Annotated in this window: 15 protein-coding genes and 3 tRNA genes; 9 read left to right on the top strand and 9 right to left on the bottom strand. The window is 46.6% G+C overall.

Features of this window, described 5'->3' with window-relative positions; translation table 11 throughout:
- Window positions 1–2: 2 nt before the first annotated feature.
- A complete protein-coding gene (gene metH / locus AC121Z_RS11750; protein ID WP_498124205.1) occupies window positions 3–2,630 on the top strand; it encodes a methionine synthase in 2,628 nt (875 codons plus the stop codon).
- An 8-nt stretch (window positions 2,631–2,638) separates the two neighbouring features.
- A complete protein-coding gene (locus AC121Z_RS11745; protein ID WP_498124204.1) occupies window positions 2,639–3,226 on the top strand; it encodes a DUF938 domain-containing protein in 588 nt (195 codons plus the stop codon).
- 30 nt (window positions 3,227–3,256) lie between these two features.
- Here the strand turns inward: AC121Z_RS11745 and AC121Z_RS11740 are convergent, their stop codons facing one another.
- From AC121Z_RS11740 to AC121Z_RS11730, 3 genes are all read right to left on the bottom strand, one after another.
- Window positions 3,257–3,568 (bottom strand): hypothetical protein, encoded by a 312-nt coding sequence (locus AC121Z_RS11740; protein ID WP_498124203.1) that lies wholly within the window; start codon window positions 3,566–3,568, stop codon window positions 3,257–3,259.
- A 141-nt stretch (window positions 3,569–3,709) separates the two neighbouring features.
- Window positions 3,710–4,399: a hypothetical protein gene (locus tag AC121Z_RS11735; RefSeq protein ID WP_498124202.1), complete on the bottom strand. Its 690-nt coding sequence runs from the start codon at window positions 4,397–4,399 to the stop codon at window positions 3,710–3,712.
- A 61-nt stretch (window positions 4,400–4,460) separates the two neighbouring features.
- Window positions 4,461–5,219, bottom strand: coding sequence for a transporter substrate-binding domain-containing protein (locus AC121Z_RS11730; protein ID WP_498124201.1), 759 nt, complete (start codon window positions 5,217–5,219; stop codon window positions 4,461–4,463).
- A 141-nt stretch (window positions 5,220–5,360) separates the two neighbouring features.
- On the opposite strand from AC121Z_RS11730, the gene AC121Z_RS11725 reads away from it, so the two are divergent.
- On the top strand, window positions 5,361–5,768 hold the full coding sequence (locus AC121Z_RS11725) for a phasin family protein (protein ID WP_498124200.1): 408 nt from the start codon (window positions 5,361–5,363) through the stop codon (window positions 5,766–5,768).
- A 68-nt stretch (window positions 5,769–5,836) separates the two neighbouring features.
- Here the strand turns inward: AC121Z_RS11725 and AC121Z_RS11720 are convergent, their stop codons facing one another.
- Together AC121Z_RS11720 and AC121Z_RS11715 are read right to left on the bottom strand one after the other, a co-directional pair.
- A complete protein-coding gene (locus AC121Z_RS11720; protein ID WP_498124199.1) occupies window positions 5,837–7,924 on the bottom strand; it encodes a M13 family metallopeptidase in 2,088 nt (695 codons plus the stop codon).
- Window positions 7,925–7,970: 46 nt separating this feature from the next.
- Window positions 7,971–9,116, bottom strand: coding sequence for a GNAT family N-acetyltransferase (locus AC121Z_RS11715; RefSeq protein WP_498124198.1), 1,146 nt, complete (start codon window positions 9,114–9,116; stop codon window positions 7,971–7,973).
- Between the two features lie 55 nt (window positions 9,117–9,171).
- On the opposite strand from AC121Z_RS11715, the gene AC121Z_RS11710 reads away from it, so the two are divergent.
- From AC121Z_RS11710 to AC121Z_RS11685, 6 genes are all read left to right on the top strand, one after another.
- Window positions 9,172–9,648, top strand: a complete 477-nt coding sequence (locus AC121Z_RS11710) for a regulatory protein RecX (RefSeq protein ID WP_498124197.1) — start codon at window positions 9,172–9,174, stop codon at window positions 9,646–9,648.
- Between the two features lie 96 nt (window positions 9,649–9,744).
- Window positions 9,745–12,342 (top strand): alanine--tRNA ligase, encoded by a 2,598-nt coding sequence (alaS, locus tag AC121Z_RS11705; RefSeq protein ID WP_498124196.1) that lies wholly within the window; start codon window positions 9,745–9,747, stop codon window positions 12,340–12,342.
- A 125-nt stretch (window positions 12,343–12,467) separates the two neighbouring features.
- The gene (gene csrA, locus AC121Z_RS11700) at window positions 12,468–12,668 is read left to right on the top strand and encodes a carbon storage regulator CsrA (RefSeq protein ID WP_100655764.1); all 201 of its coding nucleotides are present in this window, start codon (window positions 12,468–12,470) and stop codon (window positions 12,666–12,668) included.
- Between the two features lie 202 nt (window positions 12,669–12,870).
- Window positions 12,871–12,961, top strand: a tRNA-Ser gene (locus AC121Z_RS11695).
- Between the two features lie 12 nt (window positions 12,962–12,973).
- Window positions 12,974–13,050: transfer RNA gene (locus tag AC121Z_RS11690), tRNA-Arg, on the top strand.
- Window positions 13,051–13,091: 41 nt separating this feature from the next.
- Window positions 13,092–13,168 (top strand) — tRNA-Arg (locus AC121Z_RS11685).
- A 154-nt stretch (window positions 13,169–13,322) separates the two neighbouring features.
- Here the strand turns inward: AC121Z_RS11685 and AC121Z_RS11680 are convergent.
- From AC121Z_RS11680 to AC121Z_RS11665, 4 genes are all read right to left on the bottom strand, one after another.
- On the bottom strand, window positions 13,323–14,156 hold the full coding sequence (locus tag AC121Z_RS11680; RefSeq protein WP_498128233.1) for an FAD:protein FMN transferase: 834 nt from the start codon (window positions 14,154–14,156) through the stop codon (window positions 13,323–13,325).
- Window positions 14,157–14,234: 78 nt separating this feature from the next.
- Window positions 14,235–15,533, bottom strand: a complete 1,299-nt coding sequence (locus AC121Z_RS11675; protein WP_498124195.1) for a DUF3570 domain-containing protein — start codon at window positions 15,531–15,533, stop codon at window positions 14,235–14,237.
- Window positions 15,524–15,748 (bottom strand): DUF4266 domain-containing protein, encoded by a 225-nt coding sequence (locus AC121Z_RS11670; protein WP_498124194.1) that lies wholly within the window; start codon window positions 15,746–15,748, stop codon window positions 15,524–15,526. Before AC121Z_RS11670 ends, AC121Z_RS11675 begins: the two co-directional genes overlap by 10 nt.
- Before the next feature lie 4 nt (window positions 15,749–15,752).
- The gene (locus AC121Z_RS11665) at window positions 15,753–16,250 is read right to left on the bottom strand and encodes a TlpA disulfide reductase family protein (RefSeq protein ID WP_498124193.1); all 498 of its coding nucleotides are present in this window, start codon (window positions 16,248–16,250) and stop codon (window positions 15,753–15,755) included.
- Between the last annotated feature and the right edge of the window lie 46 nt (window positions 16,251–16,296).

Genomic DNA, 16,296 nt, shown 5'->3' with positions numbered 1-16,296 from the left:
TTGTGACCGAAGAGATAGCTACTTTTATCAATGTGGGTGAGCGCACTAACGTCACAGGCTCGGCTGTATTCAAGCGTTTAATTCTCAGTGGCGATTTTGAAGCTGCATTGGATGTGGCACGCCAGCAAGTCGAAAACGGCGCGCAAATTATTGATATCAACATGGATGAGGCAATGTTGGACTCAAAGGCGGCGATGGTGCAGTTTTTGAACTTGATTGCGGCTGAGCCAGATATCTCCCGTGTACCCATCATGCTGGATTCGTCGAAGTGGGAAGTGATTGAAGCAGGCTTAAAGTGTGTGCAGGGCAAAGCTATTGTTAACTCCATTAGTTTGAAAGAGGGCGAAGAATCCTTTATTGCCCAAGCTCGTTTGATAAAAAAGTACGGTGCTGCCACCGTGGTCATGGCGTTTGATGAAAAAGGCCAGGCAGATACTGAAGATCGTAAAGTCGAGATTTGCACACGGAGCTATAAAATTCTGACGGAAGTGGTTAAATTCCCGCCCGAAGACATTATTTTTGACCCCAATATCTTTGCCGTTGCAACAGGGATCGAAGAGCATGATAGTTATGCAGTTGACTTCATTGAAGCCACGCGACGGATCCGACAAACCTTACCGCATGTGCATGTCTCTGGCGGGTTGTCCAATATTTCGTTTTCATTTCGCGGAAATAATCCAGTGCGCGAAGCCATGCATTCAGTCTTTCTCTATCATGCTATTCGTGCCGGAATGGATATGGGGATCGTGAATGCCGGGCAGCTGGAAGTGTATGATGAGATCCCAGTTGAACTGCGCGATGCAGTGGAGGATGTGATCCTTAACCGGCGCAGCGATGCTACCGAACGACTGCTTGATCTAGCTCCGAAGTATCAGGGGGACGGCAAAGCTGCTGCGGTGGAAGACCTATCCTGGCGTGAATGGCCCGTTGCCAAACGGCTGGAGCATTCATTAGTCAAAGGGATCGGTGACTACATTATAGAAGATACAGAAGAAGCGCGCCTAGCCGCCGAACGGCCACTGCATGTGATAGAAGGCCCGTTAATGGACGGCATGAATGTTGTGGGTGACCTGTTTGGTGAAGGTAAGATGTTTTTACCGCAGGTGGTAAAATCTGCGCGTGTAATGAAAAAGGCTGTGGCTCACTTACAACCCTTTATTGAAGCTGAGAAATCCGGTGGCAGTGGTAGTAATGGCAAAGTCCTAATGGCTACGGTGAAAGGCGATGTGCACGATATCGGTAAAAATATCGTTGGTGTTGTGTTGCAGTGCAATAACTTTGAAGTTATCGACCTCGGTGTAATGGTGCCTTGCGCCAAAATACTGGAAGAAGCCAAGGCCCAACAAGTAGACATGATAGGCTTGTCGGGTTTAATAACCCCGTCGCTCGATGAAATGGTATATGTCGCCAGTGAAATGGAGCGTTTGGGCTTTGATATTCCTTTGTTGATCGGCGGGGCAACAACCTCTAAAGCCCATACGGCGGTTAAAATTGAACAAAACTATTCAGGTCCTGTGGTCTATGTGCCTAATGCAAGTCGCGCCGTAGGCGTTTGTCAAAAATTGATTTCTGCAACGACGCGGCAAGAGTATGTGGCACAGTTAGATGCCGAATATACGAAAGTAAGAGAACAACACGCGAATAAGCGCCCGCGCACTAAACCGGTCACATTAGCACAGGCTAGGGCGAATAAATTCTCAGCAGACTGGACAAGTTTCACTCCCGTCAAACCGCAGCAGTTAGGCGTTACACCGGTTACTGCAGATATTGAAACGCTGCGCAACTTCATTGATTGGACACCCTTTTTTATGACGTGGTCGTTGGCGGGCAAATACCCGCGCATTTTAGAGGATGAGGTTGTTGGCAAGGAGGCTCAGCAGTTATTTGCCGATGCTAATCAAATGTTAGATAAGCTTGTCGAAGAAAAATTGCTCATGCCGAAAGGCGTTATTGGGTTATTCCCAGCTAACGCACTGGAAGACGACATAGTGGTTTATCACGACGAGTCGCGGGCAGAGCCAAAACTGCGCTGTCATCACTTACGTCAGCAAACCCACAAGGGCGATAAGCCCAATTACTGTTTGAGCGATTTTGTTGCGCCAGCAGACAGTGGTTACACTGATTATATCGGCGCATTTGCGGTTACAGCAGGTGTGGAAGAAGATGCCCTCGCGAATGCATTCACGCAAGACGGTGATGATTACAATGCGATCATGGTGAAAGCGGTGAGTGATCGTTTGGCTGAGGCATTTGCTGAGTATTTACATCAACAGGTACGCAAACGCTATTGGGGTTATGTGCCAGAGGAGCAACTCGATAACGAGGCTTTAATCGCAGAGAAATATCAGGGAATACGCCCCGCGCCTGGTTACGCGGCTTGTCCAGAGCATACAGAAAAGCAACAAATTTGGGATTTGTTGGATGTTGAACAGCATACCGGCATGAAGTTGACGGAAAGCTATGCTATGTGGCCTGGCGCGTCAGTTTCGGGTTGGTATTTCGCCCATCCAAGCGCGCGCTATTTTGCGGTTGCCAAGATCCAGCAGGATCAATTAGAAGACTACGCCTTACGCAAGGATTGGTCATTGGATCAGGCGCGCAAGTGGCTAATGCCGAATCTGGATGACTAGCTGAGCTCATGCAACAAGAACTTCCCTATAGTCAGGCGTGTGAAAACAACAAAGCGGTCATTCTCGCTGAACTGAAGGTCCACTTCGCGAGAGTGCATCGTGTGTTAGAAATTGGTTCGGGAACAGGGCAACACGCCGTGTTCTTTGCACAAAGCCTCCCGCATTTAGTATGGCAACCGACCGAGCAGGGCGAATATTTACACCGTTTGTCCATGCGTCTGACAGCCTTTCCGCAAGCCAATATGCTCGCTCCGCTACCATTTTCTATTGGCCAGACTGAATGGCCAAGTGACACATTTGATGCGGTTTTTACCGCTAATACTGCGCATATTATGCAGCGGGAAGAAGTGAATCAAATGATGGCATTGATTGCTGAGCGTTTGCCTAACGGAGGCGTATTGTGTCAGTACGGTCCATTTACTCACCAAGGCCGTTTTACCAGTGCCAGTAATCAAGCGTTTCACCAGCGCCTATTGGCGCAAGGCTATGGTGGCTATCGCGATGTAGAAGAGCTCATCGACTGGGCTTACCCTCTCAAACTTAGTAAGATCTATGCTATGCCAGCCAATAATCACTTACTGGTTTGGCAGAAGTAGTGTTGCCCACTAGGATCGATACTTCTAAGCTTACACCTTTTGCATAACACTAAGCTTATAAGCTAGGGCGTTTAGAGTTAGGCTTAGAATAAATAGGTGTAGGTTAAATAGCCAAAAGTAGGCATAACTGAAGTACAAGGCGCACATGGAAATCGATAATCCGAGCAGCACAACGAGTATCGAATGCGCGGTTTTTGTCTGCGTTTCAAAAGGATTGTTCCATTCCCAAGCCTCGGCTAATTCATTGAGTGGGTTATTTTTTCTCAACTCTTTGCCTAACCAACCCAGCAGCAAGTAAACCAACAGGACATACTCAGAAAATCCGAATATCAAAGCGAACACAGCTGAATTCGTAACCCTGTATAAGGATATCGGCAACAGGAAACATGCAGCGCACATTACCACCAAACCGAGTTTGTAACAGGTATTTCGATTCAACATTGAAGCGCTCTAATTTATTGGTGATTAAGTGTTTGTATGCGTTTACCCAATTAGTTCATACCCGCGCTTGATGTTGCGACGAAAGTTAACCGCGAGTATTCCCAAAAGGGAGATAAACCAAATCAAAGCCGTTGTAGGCTCAGGCACTTGATTGGCAGGGGCCGCAAGGTAAGTAATTTCAAACAGTGACCACGGTGTATTGAAATCAGAAAAGGTCCTGCGCAAGCGAAAGTCGGTAGCAGATGTGTTGGAAATGCCAAGAAACGCGCTATTCCAGGTCATTGCAGGCGTATCGGTAATTTGAGTACTAAACAGCGCAATACCAGCAGCAGCATTACTGACTTGTAGATCCCATACACTGCGGCCCGACTGACCCTGATGATCTTCGTAGGCTAAAATACCAAAGGCCTGTACGGGAGATTGGAATTGGATATGCAATGTTTGCGTGGTAAATCCATCAACGGCACCACTGGAATTTTGGATCCCAACCCGAATACGCGAGTCAGGGTTTGTGCCTACACCAATCCCGAATGGGGCTAAGTAAGTGATGCCATTAATCATTTGCCCGCGTAGTGAAGTGCCATTGGCAATTCCGTGAAAATTTTCTTCAACAAAGCCTGCTGTTCCATAGTAGTTAGAAACAAACGCACGGTGGGATTCCCATTTAATAAAGCCAGCTTGCACTGTCATTGAGCATGCTGTAGTTAGCGTCAGCAGTAAACGTAGTAACATATTTGATCGTCCCTGAAAGTAGTGCTATTTAACCTTAGTTAATAAGAACGGGGGAATAGAGTCAAGTCAGATTCGGATTCAAGAATTGATGTAACTTGCGCCTTGCGACATTAAGACGCGTAAACACTGCAGGAAAATGAGCATTAAATAATGTGTCAAATGCACCTGATTGCATCGCTTTTAAAAGTCCTGAGTCAACCCTTTGGGCTACATCGGAGCGTTTGGGATTAATCAAAAAAACTAACGGCAAGGGATAGTGAATGACATGATTGGGCTCGATGACAAGTCCACGGCCGGTGCAATCATACTCGTTAAATATGGCTTCAATTTCGTTCGCTCCAAGCGGGACATAGTCACATTGCCCATTCTCAAGTGCCTGAAGTATGTGTTCAAGATTGCCGTATTCATAAACTTGGCAATGATTACTCCGCAGAATATCTGCATCTGCCCAAGTGGCAGGGATCCCCGCAGTTAATCGTTGTAAGTGCTGGTAAGTCAGATCCGGTGAAAAGGTATCCAGTTGGTCTTTTCTCGTTATTACTAAGCGATGACTCAGTAAATCTTTGCACAGTGGCGTGTTAATTTTGATATACGGTTTTCCAGCAAACTTTTGATTGCCATCAACAGTGATTAGCACGTCACACCCGTTAGCAAAGATATTGCCTTCATCTTCAGCACGCGGGTAGTCAGTTTCATCGATAATAACGCGCGAGTCCCAGCCATCTGCGAGGTTTAGGCATAACGCAATTAACGCTTTTTCATATTGTCGTCGGATCGGAGACTTATTGCCGTTCCAAAATATAATTGGTGAAAGTGACAAATTTAAACCCTTTAAAAACAGGTGGTTACAATATTTATTTGAATAAATGATTAATTAGTATGCGATTTCTAACTGTGATCTTTATTCTTCACACCATCAAGCGAAACATTCATTTTATTTTACATTTTTGGAGAGACTATTATGAACAACAATATCGAAATGATTAAACAAACTGCTGCTAACGCTGAAGAAATCGCACGTAACATCTGGTTAGCGGGTATTGGTGCATACGGTAAAGGCATTGAAGAAGTTAAAGGTCGTTTTGACACACTTTCTGCTGATTCAAACAAATTGTTTGCTGAGTTAGTAGCGAAAGGTGAAGTAATCGAAGCGCAAGGTAAAGCAAAAGTTGCAGAAGTTAAGTCTTCAGTTACAGCTAAAGCTGATCTTGACGCTCGTGTTGAGACCGTGCGCACTAAATTGGGTCTAAACAAGACAGATGCTGATGTAAAAATCGAAGAGCTAAATGCAAAAATCGATGCATTGACTGCAGCAGTAGCTAAACTAAACGCAAAGCCAGCAACTAAAACTGCGGCAAAAAGCGCATAAGTGATTGTCTTATAAATAAAAAGGGAGCCGCGGCTCCCTTTTTTTATGGTTAACGGTTGGTCAAACTCTTACCAAATACGCACGCGTTCTTCTGGCGCTAAGTACAACGCATCACCCGGTTGAACATTAAAGGCTTCATACCACGCATCATGATTGCGCGGCGCTAATGCCCGATAGCGGCCAGGTGAGTGTGTGCCACCACGCAATTGGTTCAACATGCTCTCTTCAGTGCGTTTTTCTTTCCACACCTGAGCCCACGCAAGGAAGAAGCGTTGATCGCCAGTAGTACCATCAATTACCGGCGCTTCCTCACCGTTGAGGCTAAGCTTATAGGCATGATAGGCCATCGCCAGTCCACCGACGTCGCCAATGTTTTCACCTAAGCTGTTTTGACCATTGACGAAGTTACCTTCAATAGGCTCATACGCGCTGTATTGCGCGATTAACTGCTGTGTTTTAGCTTCAAAGGCGGATCTGTCTTCATCAGTCCACCAATTGCGCTGGATGCCATTGGCGTCTGATTTAGAGCCCTGATCGTCAAATCCATGCCCCATTTCGTGTCCAATAACAGCGCCAATAGCACCGTAGTTCACTGCCGGATCGGCGTTAGGATCGAAAAACGGCGGTTGCAATATGGCTGCGGGGAATACGATTTCGTTGAAGGAACTGTTGTAATAAGCGTTAACGCGCTGCGGTGTCATGCCCCAACGGTTACGATCGGTTGGCTCTAATTCTTGGGCAACTGATTTATCTTGGAAGAACTGGCGAATGCGTTGCACATTGGCGACTAGGTCGTCACGTGAAATTTCTAAACCGTCAAAACTTTCCCACACATCCGGGTATCCGATTTTCGGATTGAACGCAGCCAGTTTAGCTTGTGCATTTTTCTTGGTTTCTTCGCCCATCCAATCGAGGTTTTCAATACGTTCACCCAACGCTGTTCGTAAGTTTTCGACAAGCTCTGCCATCTGAGCTTTTGAACTTTCAGGGAAAAAACGCTCGACGTAGACTTTACCAATTGCAAAACCCAGTGATTCGGTGCCTGACATTTGGCTTACCGCACGCTTCCAGCGGTCACGCGGCTCTTGCTGACCGTTCAGAGTAGTGCCGAAGAACGCAAAGTTGGCGTTATAGATGTCCTCAGACAGTAGTTCAGCATTATTGCTGATCGTATGGTACTGCAGATACGCTTTCCAAGTTTCGAGTGGTTCCTGATTGATCAAGTTGATCGCGCCGCGTACCGGCTCTGGTTGCGTCACATTTAGATTGGGTACTTGATAACCTGTGGGTTCAAAAAATACATTCCAATCGAAATAGGGATAGGCGTCTGCCAGCTCGCTGCGGTCGATTTGATTCAGGGTTAAATCGCGGTTACGGCGTTTTTCCCGTGGCCATTGGATTTCAGCAATTTTGGTTTCAAGGGCTAAAATTGCCGCAGCATCCTCAGTGGCTGTCTCGCTGCCGGTAAACGCAAGCATTTCAGCAATATGCGCTTGATAGGCTTCGCGAATTTTCACAAAACGTTCGTCTTCACTTAAATAGTAGTCGCGATCAGGTAAGCCTAATCCACCCACGCCGACATTCACTTGGTATTTATTTGGATCTAAGCGGTCATACCACATGCCGGCCCACAAGGGAGAATTGCTGTCTGTCAACCAGGCTTTGCCAAATTCGCGGGTGAGATCGGTGACAGATTCAATGGCAGCGATATCGTCAAGCTGTGATTGAATCGGCGCGATACCTTTGGCGTTGAGCGTTTCCGTATTCATATAGCTGTGATAAAAGTCAGCAATGAGTTTTGCCTCACCGCTAAGGTTGTCACTGCTGTTTAAATCGTCAATGATACTTTTGACCTGTTCTTCACTGCGTTCAGCTAACGCAGTGAATGCGCCAAAGCGGGTTTTATCAGCCGGCAATTCATAGTTGTCATACCACGTGCCTGAAGCATACATAAAGAAGTCGTCACCAGGTTTAACCGCCTCATTACGGGCGGTTAAATCAACCCCAAAAGAGCCAATCTCAGCGGCTGCGTTTACTGGGGCTTGTGCTGCTTCAGGCGCTGACCCACCGCTGGCTACTTGCTCTGTTGATTTTGGGCTACACGCAGCTAAGCCAAGGCTTGCTGCAATGGTTAAAGCTAATACTGATTTTTTCATGATATTCCTGTGTTTTTGAGGTGACTTGACCAGAATTTATGGCTTGTCACTCTGTTTTCTTAAATGGCATAACCGCCTGAAGTTGAGCATGATACGCCTCAACTGAGTGGCGTTCTTGCTCGGTAAAATCAATCACCGCTCGTTGAAAAGCAGGTTCGCAGCAATGATGGTAAGACTGACAAAATATGGGTTCAAACCCGCGCAGTAACTTGTGCTCTCCTTGCGTCCCCGGATTAAACAGGGGCAATTGCTGTTCGATAGCGAATTCAATGCCTTGATAGTAACAACATTCAAAATGCAAACTGTCAATGTCTACCAACGTCCCCCAATAGCGACCATATAAGCCGGACTGATTGTACAAGTACAATGCAGCGGCGACAGGTTGATCATTTTGATAGGCGAGTACCAGCATCAACGAATCCTTTAACATATCACAAAGCTGAGAGAAAAAATCTGCTGTGAGATAACCTGCATGCCCGCTGCGTTTAAGATACGTAGACTGATAGCAGCGATAAAAAAAGTCCATCAAAGGAGCTGAGATTTGGGCATTATTGTAGCGCTCGATGCGTACGTTTTGCTGCGCAACTTTATTTCTCTCTTTACGGATATCTTTGCGTTTGCGAGACGTAAACCGCTGTAAAAAGTGCTCAAAGTCGATGTACTGGTTGTTTTGCCACTGGAACTGCACCGATAGGCGTAGGGGGAGTACAGATTCATCTAGCGCGGAGTCTAAGCAGTTGTCAAACAACCAGTGGAAAGACGATAATTGATAGTGTTGGCAATAGTCAGCAATTGCAGCAGGTAAATAGGCAGCAATCCTTGCCGTGTCTTGTTCGTCACAAAGCAACTTGCTCGCGGTAACGGGTGTAAAGGGCACAGCAATCAACAATTTGGGGTAATACGCCAGGCCGTGTTGATGATACGCATTCGCCCAAGCGTGATCGAAAACGTACTCACCATAGCTATGGTCTTTTAAAAACGCGGGTATGTAGGCGATTTCGCGCTGCGAGCTTGGTTCAACCACAATCAGATAATTAGGTTGCCACCCCGTATCACGGCCCACGCTCTTGCTGGTCTCCAGTGCCTGTAAAAAGTCATAGTGCAGAAATGGCGGTGCTGCAGCCGACAATCTGTTCCAGCGTTCACGATTGCAATGACGAATAGATGGAACCGATTTAAGCGCTAAATTCATGGTCACTTTGGGTATACTGCACGAGTAATTTATTTCAGTTTAAGGTTGTTTTTGCTTGATAAATAATGCCCCTGAAGACGATAAACAACAAATTTATCATGCGTTGGTGCGATTACTGAGTCGTCGTGAACACAGTCAACTCGAACTATTACGCAAGTCATCCCAAAATGGATTCGCTAAAAAAACCGTTGCCGAGGTTATTGAACGTTTAACAGAGCAAGGCCTGCAGTCCGATCAGCGCTACACTGAAATGATGGTACGATCGGCTGCATATAAAGGGCATGGACCATTGCGGCTACAACAACAGTTGCAGCAAAATGGTGTCGCGAAGCCGATAATCCAGCAAGCGTTAGACAATGCAGAGATTGATTGGTGGGAATTGGCCAGGACGGTTAAAATAAAGAAATTTGGTGCAACCATTGAGACAGATGCGAAACGCAAACAAAAGCAACAGCGGTTTTTAGTTGGGCGCGGATTCTCCTTTGAGCAAATAAATTACGCGATCCACGCGGATCCTTTATCTGACGCTTAACAGCGCACAGTAAAACATGCTATCTTTGCGCCCTTGAATGCGGGGGCTTGCGCCAGTCGCAGCGACTTTTAATTTTTCTATCAGACAGGATTTTTCATGACGCTATCAACTGCTCAGATTCGACGGAAGTTTATCGATTTCTTTGCCAAACATGGTCACCAAGAAGTGGCGAGCTCTTCGTTGATCCCCCATGATGATCCAACCCTGCTATTTACCAATGCGGGTATGAACCAGTTTAAGGATGTGTTCTTAGGCACAGACAAGCGTTCCTATACGCGCGCGGTGTCGTCACAACGCTGTGTACGCGCCGGTGGCAAGCATAACGACTTAGATAATGTTGGTTATACCGCACGTCATCATACGTTTTTTGAAATGTTGGGTAACTTTAGCTTTGGCGATTATTTTAAACAGCAAGCAATTGCGTTTTCTTGGCAGTTCTTAACCGAAGAATTAAAGCTGCCAAAAGAAAAGCTGCTAGTCACTGTTTACTCAGAAGATGACGAGGCATACAACATTTGGCTCAATGATATCGGTATCCCAGCGGAAAAAATTATCCGTATTTCTACCTCAGACAACTTCTGGTCTATGGGAGATACAGGCCCTTGTGGTCCTTGCTCAGAAATTTTTTATGACCACGGTGAACATATTTGGGGTGGTCCTCCAGGCAGTCCAGAGGAAGATGGTGATCGCTTTATCGAGATTTGGAATCTGGTCTTTATGCAGTTCAATCGCCAAGCTGATGGCGAAATGCAGCCACTACCCAGCCCATCGATCGACACAGGGATGGGCTTAGAGCGGATCAGCGCAATCTTGCAGAACGTACATAGCAATTACGAAATCGATTTATTTCAAGCTTTGATCAAGGGTGCAGCTGAGATTGTAGGTACCACTGATTTGGAAGATAAGTCATTGCGCGTGATTGCGGACCATATTCGTTCGTGTAGTTTCTTAATCTGTGATGGTGCGATGCCATCCAATGAAGGACGCGGTTATGTTTTGCGTCGCATCATTCGCCGTGCGGTCAGACATGGCTATAAACTGGGGGCCAGCGACATTTTCTTCTATCGCCTAGTTGAGGTGCTTTGCCAGCAAATGGGAGAGGCTTATCCGGAGTTGGTTGAACAACGCGTGGTGATTGAAAAAGTATTACGCGTTGAAGAAGAACAATTCAGTCGCACCCTTGAGCGCGGGATGAATTTATTGAATCAGGCGTTAGAGGACATGAGCGGTGATACAGTGCCTGGTGATGTGGTGTTTAAGCTTTATGATACGTATGGCTTTCCGGCTGATTTAACTGCCGATGTGGCGCGTGAAAAAGGCTTCAGTATTGATGAAGCTGGGTTTGAAGAGAATATGCAGCAGCAGCGTAAACGCGCGCAGCAGTCCAGTCAGTTCGGCGCTGATTACGCAAATGTTGTTAGCGTGGATAGCGTGACCCAGTTTACTGGTTACGAGCAACTGGAATCGAACAGTACCATTGAAGCAATCATTGTTGACGGCAAGCAGGTGGAACAAGTGACTGATGCCAGCGCAGCGTTAATTATTCTAGATAGCACCCCGTTCTACGCTGAATCAGGTGGCCAAGTCGGTGACACAGGATTGCTTGCGGCACCGAACGCTGCGGTGACTATCGTCGATACAGTCAAGCTTGGTAGTGCCTTTGCGCATAAGGGTAATGTGCAAGGCACCCTAAAAGTGGGTGATACGGTAACCGCAACCATTGATGCAGCCTTACGTCAAAGTATTAAGCTAAACCACAGTGCAACACACTTACTCCATGCCGCGTTAAGAAAAGTGCTGGGTGAGCATGTGAATCAAAAAGGTAGTTTAGTGGACAGTGATAAATTGCGCTTTGATTTCTCACATTTTGAAGCGGTAACTGAAGAACAATTGCTAACAATCGAGCGCATGGTCAATCAGCAAGTACGTGCCAATCATGCCTTAACTACACGTTTAATGGCACTTGAAGACGCAAAGGCTGCTGGCGCAATGGCACTGTTTGGCGAAAAATATGATGATGAAGTTCGTGTAGTGAGTATGGGCGAGTTCTCGACCGAGCTTTGTGGCGGTACGCACGTGACGAGCACTGGAGAAATAGGCTTGTTTAAGATCGTATCCGAAAGTGGTATTGCATCAGGCGTGAGACGTATTGAAGCGATTACCGGTGAGGCCGCACTCGGCTACGTGCAACAGCAACAATCCAGAGTTGCGCAAGCCGCTCAATTGGTCAAGGCTGATCCAAATGCCTTGGTAGAGCGAATTAAAGCTGTATTACACAGCAATCGTGAACTAGAGAAGGCCAATCAACAATTAACGCAAAAGCTCAACGCGCAAAAAGGCGCAGATGTGCTGTCGCAAGCAACTGAGATCAATGGAGTTAAAGTTTTAGTGACCGAAATGCCAGGCATTGAAAGCAAAGCTTTGCGAGGTATTTTGGATGATCTGAAAAATAAGATTGGCTCAGGTATTATTTGTTTGGGTACCGCGAGCGATGGCAAAGTAGGCTTAATTGCTGGGGTTACCAACGATTTGACTGGCAAGGTGAAAGCCGGTGAATTGGTCAATTTTGTTGCTGCTCAAGTCGGTGGTAAAGGTGGCGGTCGCCCTGATATGGCACAAGCAGGTGGTAGCCAGCCAGAAAATTTGGCAAAAGCGCTGAATTCAGTTAATACTTGGTTACAGGAAAAGTTATAAAAAAGGCCGAGTGGTTTGCAGTGACATCAAGCCACATGGAGCGCTGTCGTTAATTGCTAGAGCTGAGTAATTAGCGTTTGTAGATAGGGACTTGAACTTAATCGTTAAGGAACAGGAGCAATAGAATGCTTATTTTGACCCGTCGTGTAGGTGAAACATTAATGGTAGGTGACGAAGTAACCGTCACCGTTTTGGGAGTGAAAGGGAATCAGGTTCGAATCGGCGTAAATGCTCCGAAAGAAGTCTCTGTGCACCGTGAAGAGATTTATATGCGGATCCAAGCTGAAAAAGGTGGTAACGCAGCAAAAAATCCCGGCAACGAATAAACTTTCTGCAAGTGGTTAAGGGGCCGAGCAGCTTTCCGCGCTCGGCCCTTTTTTATTCTGGGGATTTGCCGTTTTGGTGTGAAACTGAACAATTAATGAAGCTTTTTGAATCAATTGGTTAAAATATCCGCGACCCGCAGTTTTAGCGCTAAAAAAGGTTTGACTTCCCCTTGTGAATCATTAAACTGCGACTCCACATTTTGGAGAGGTGGGTGAGTGGCTGAAACCAGTTCCCTGCTAAGGAACCATACGTATTGCGCGTATCGAGGGTTCGAATCCCTCCCTCTCCGCCATTTTGCTTGTACGCGTGTGTAGCTCAGCTGGATAGAGTACCTGGCTACGAACCAGGCGGTCGGAGGTTCGAATCCTTCCACACGCGCCACTTGCTTAACTGGTAATTTACGCTAAATTAAAATGTACAGCGCGTGTGTAGCTCAGCTGGATAGAGTACCTGGCTACGAACCAGGCGGTCGGAGGTTCGAATCCTTCCACACGCGCCATTTCTTTCTTTCGAATATTCTATGGCTAGAGCGTTCGGCCCGGTGACCGGAGAGGTGAATCCTTCCACACGCGCCATTTTTTTCTGGTGTTCGGCCTCGTGACCCAAAAGACGAATTCTTTCATACGCAACATTTCTCTGTTCTTGAAGCTCAATCACCAATAACACCAATATTGACAATTTTGTTGCTGTAGAAACGATTCGGCTGACGAGCCTTGCAGTAATGCGAGAGTCGCTAATAGGCCTGCCTGAGTGCAATGTGCTGCAGCGACGGTTACAGAGCGTGGCGCACCTTCAATTGGATAGCCTGTCATAGGGTTGAGAACGTGCCCATAGCGTTTGCCATCTTTGAGTAAGAACCGTCGTGCATCGCCGCTGGTTGCTAATCCGCCCCCCAAAATTTTTACTGCCCGTTGTTGATCGTTCTGTGGGGTGGGATTTTCAATACCAACTACCCAGTGTTGCTGGTTGCGGCGTGGCTGTGTGACCTGAATATCACCGCCGAAGTTAACGAGCACTGAGGTGTCCGGCGCGTGCGCCGCACAAATTGCGGCTACGTTGTCAACGGCATATTCTTTACCTATGCCGCCTAAATCTAATTCAAATCCCTGTGGTAAACGAATAACTTGCTCATTGTACTCTACACGTTGCCAACCAATATAAGGTAGCAACGCATTGACCTGTGCCGGAGTTGGCAGATGACTTGACCCGTCAAACCGCCATGCTTTGCGTAATACCCCAGAGGTAATATCAAAGCGTTGCTGACTCAGCGCATAGCATGTATCGGCAAACTCAAGCAGGCGGAATGTTTCTGCATCAATTTCAATCGCAGCACCATTGCTTTGATTCAGTCGACTAAGCACACTGGTTGGTTGGTAACGGCTATACTTTGCTTCAATGCGCGCAGCTTCTTGCTGCGCGAGTTGAACCAATAACCGCGCTAACTCAGTGTCTTGACTGTCAATCAATACCTCACAGGGACTGGCCATCGCGGTAAACTTACCAATAATGAAGTCGTCCTTTACTTCAATCTGAATATTCACTGCGACGCACCTGCATACTGTTGACTAAAAGCTATAGCTTACCTGGGTAATGATGGCTTTTACACTGGGAAACAAATCAAGCCCCTGCAGCGCGCCGATTGGAGTTATACCAGGGTTTTCTGGGTCTTGTTGATAGTACTCCACCCTAAATGCCAGTTCATTGCCATTGTTAAGTTGCATGGCGTATTTCAGACCAAGTGTGATGGCTGTCATTTCACCAATGCGATAGTCGGCACTGACGAATTCGACCGGTAATGTATCTGCGGTTAAAAACGGCTGGTAAAAGTCGGCTGCAGATTGCTGGTAATAACGCACATGTGGCTCAATATAGCTTGCATCAGACAAGTGATACCGTAAGCGTGATTCGATCGTATGTGAATCAATTTCCCAGTCATCAGTTGCAAAGCGATAGGACGCGTCTAGCGTCGCGTTATCGAAGGCGTATTTTGCTTGCCCATAAAAGCTATGTTTAGTGCGCTTATCGGGGCGTGACTCATACCGCAGATCTTGAGTGATCCCCTGCGCATCAACTAAGCTCACGACTTTATAGGGGTCATTATGGTACCCGTCAGATTGTGAGTAACTGTAATTAAGCTGGGTGATCATGCGCCGATTGATCACTTGAGTTAAGCCGAACAAAACATCCAAGGTGTCTTTGTTGTCTGTGCCCGCTTGCCTTGTAGCATCAAATGCTGGTTTAAAGTCTGGCGGTAGTTCAGAGCTTCCCTCTTGATAATTGGTATTGATTGCCATACTGGCAAGCGGTACTGGTCGACCGCCAACAGCGTCGATTTCATCATTCGCATAATTAAAGCCAATGGATGTTGTGGTGTTCTTCAAATTGAAGTCATAGGCTAATGACGCGTTGACGGAGAGCGAAAAGTAATCATATTCATTGGACACTTGACCACCAAAACTGCCGCGCAAATCTTTGCCGAGCGGTTGAGTCCACTGCGCATTGGCCTGCACCCGAGTGTCTCTGAATGTATCGTCAAGCGGAGTTTCGCCAGCAGCTACAGTGTATTGTCCAACACCTGAAGGTCGGGTAAAGGTTTGTACGTCAGGTTGCGCAACAGCGCCTGATGCAGAAGCACCGGTGAGTGTGTCCAGTACTAACTTACCACTGAATATATGCTCCTCACCAAAGTCTTTCTTCGCGGCGAATACGCCCTCAAGCAGCTGTACTCGGTCGGTTTCGCCATAATATAAAAGCGCGGTATCCAATTCCCATGCTTGCTCCTGTGCTTGCACCGGACTGCCTAAAAGCGCGCAAGTTGCCGCAGCGAGCGAACAACTAATATTTTTCGTATTACTTAGTTGCATCCGCAGCCACCTCCAGCAAATGCGCGCCCACCACTGGTGCCTTCTTTACTAAAATAGATGTGATCATCAAGGCCTGTATCGATACTATTGCTACCAATTTGCATTTCTTCTTTTGCGAGCAAGTCTCGTTCCCAGGGTTTAACGCCAAGCGAGCTACAACCGCCCAGCGAGAGTAGTACGCTGATCACAGCTAGCTGTTTAATTCGTTGGTGCATTGCTTTATTCCTCGTTTAATAAGAGCTCAAGTTCATATTCGTATTTATCTTGCATCCCGACAAAGAAGCCTTGATGAGCAAAGCGCACCTTGCCTGCTTTATCGATAAGGTAGCTACTAGGCATGCCTAATAATTCAAAATCAGTCGCTATGTTGCCGTCAGGATCGCGAACAATCGGAAAGTTCGTCGCGAAGCGAGTTAAAAAAGCATCAACAGCCTCAGGGTCGGTATCAAGGTTAATTGCAATGACCTGTAGCCCTTGCGAGCTATGCTGGTTTTGCATGTCAATCATCCATGGAAATGAGGTACGGCAGGGGACACACCAACTGGCCCAAAAATCGAGGTATACCACTTGACCCTTAAAGTCACTGAGTTGCACTGTTTCTCCATTCTGAGTGAAAGTGAAATCAGGCGTGGCATAACATATAGGGCTCAAGGCAATGCAAAAGCAGAATAGATAGAGATACTTCATAAGGTATAACGCTGGTATAGTGATATTCATAACTTAACCATCTAACCTTAAGCTAACCTTAAGAAAACTCATTTAA

The sequence above is a fragment of the Alteromonas sp. DYW1 genome, from assembly GCF_059752595.1.
Note: the sequence above shows the minus strand (reverse complement) of the source record. Positions and strands in the feature narration are given on the sequence as shown.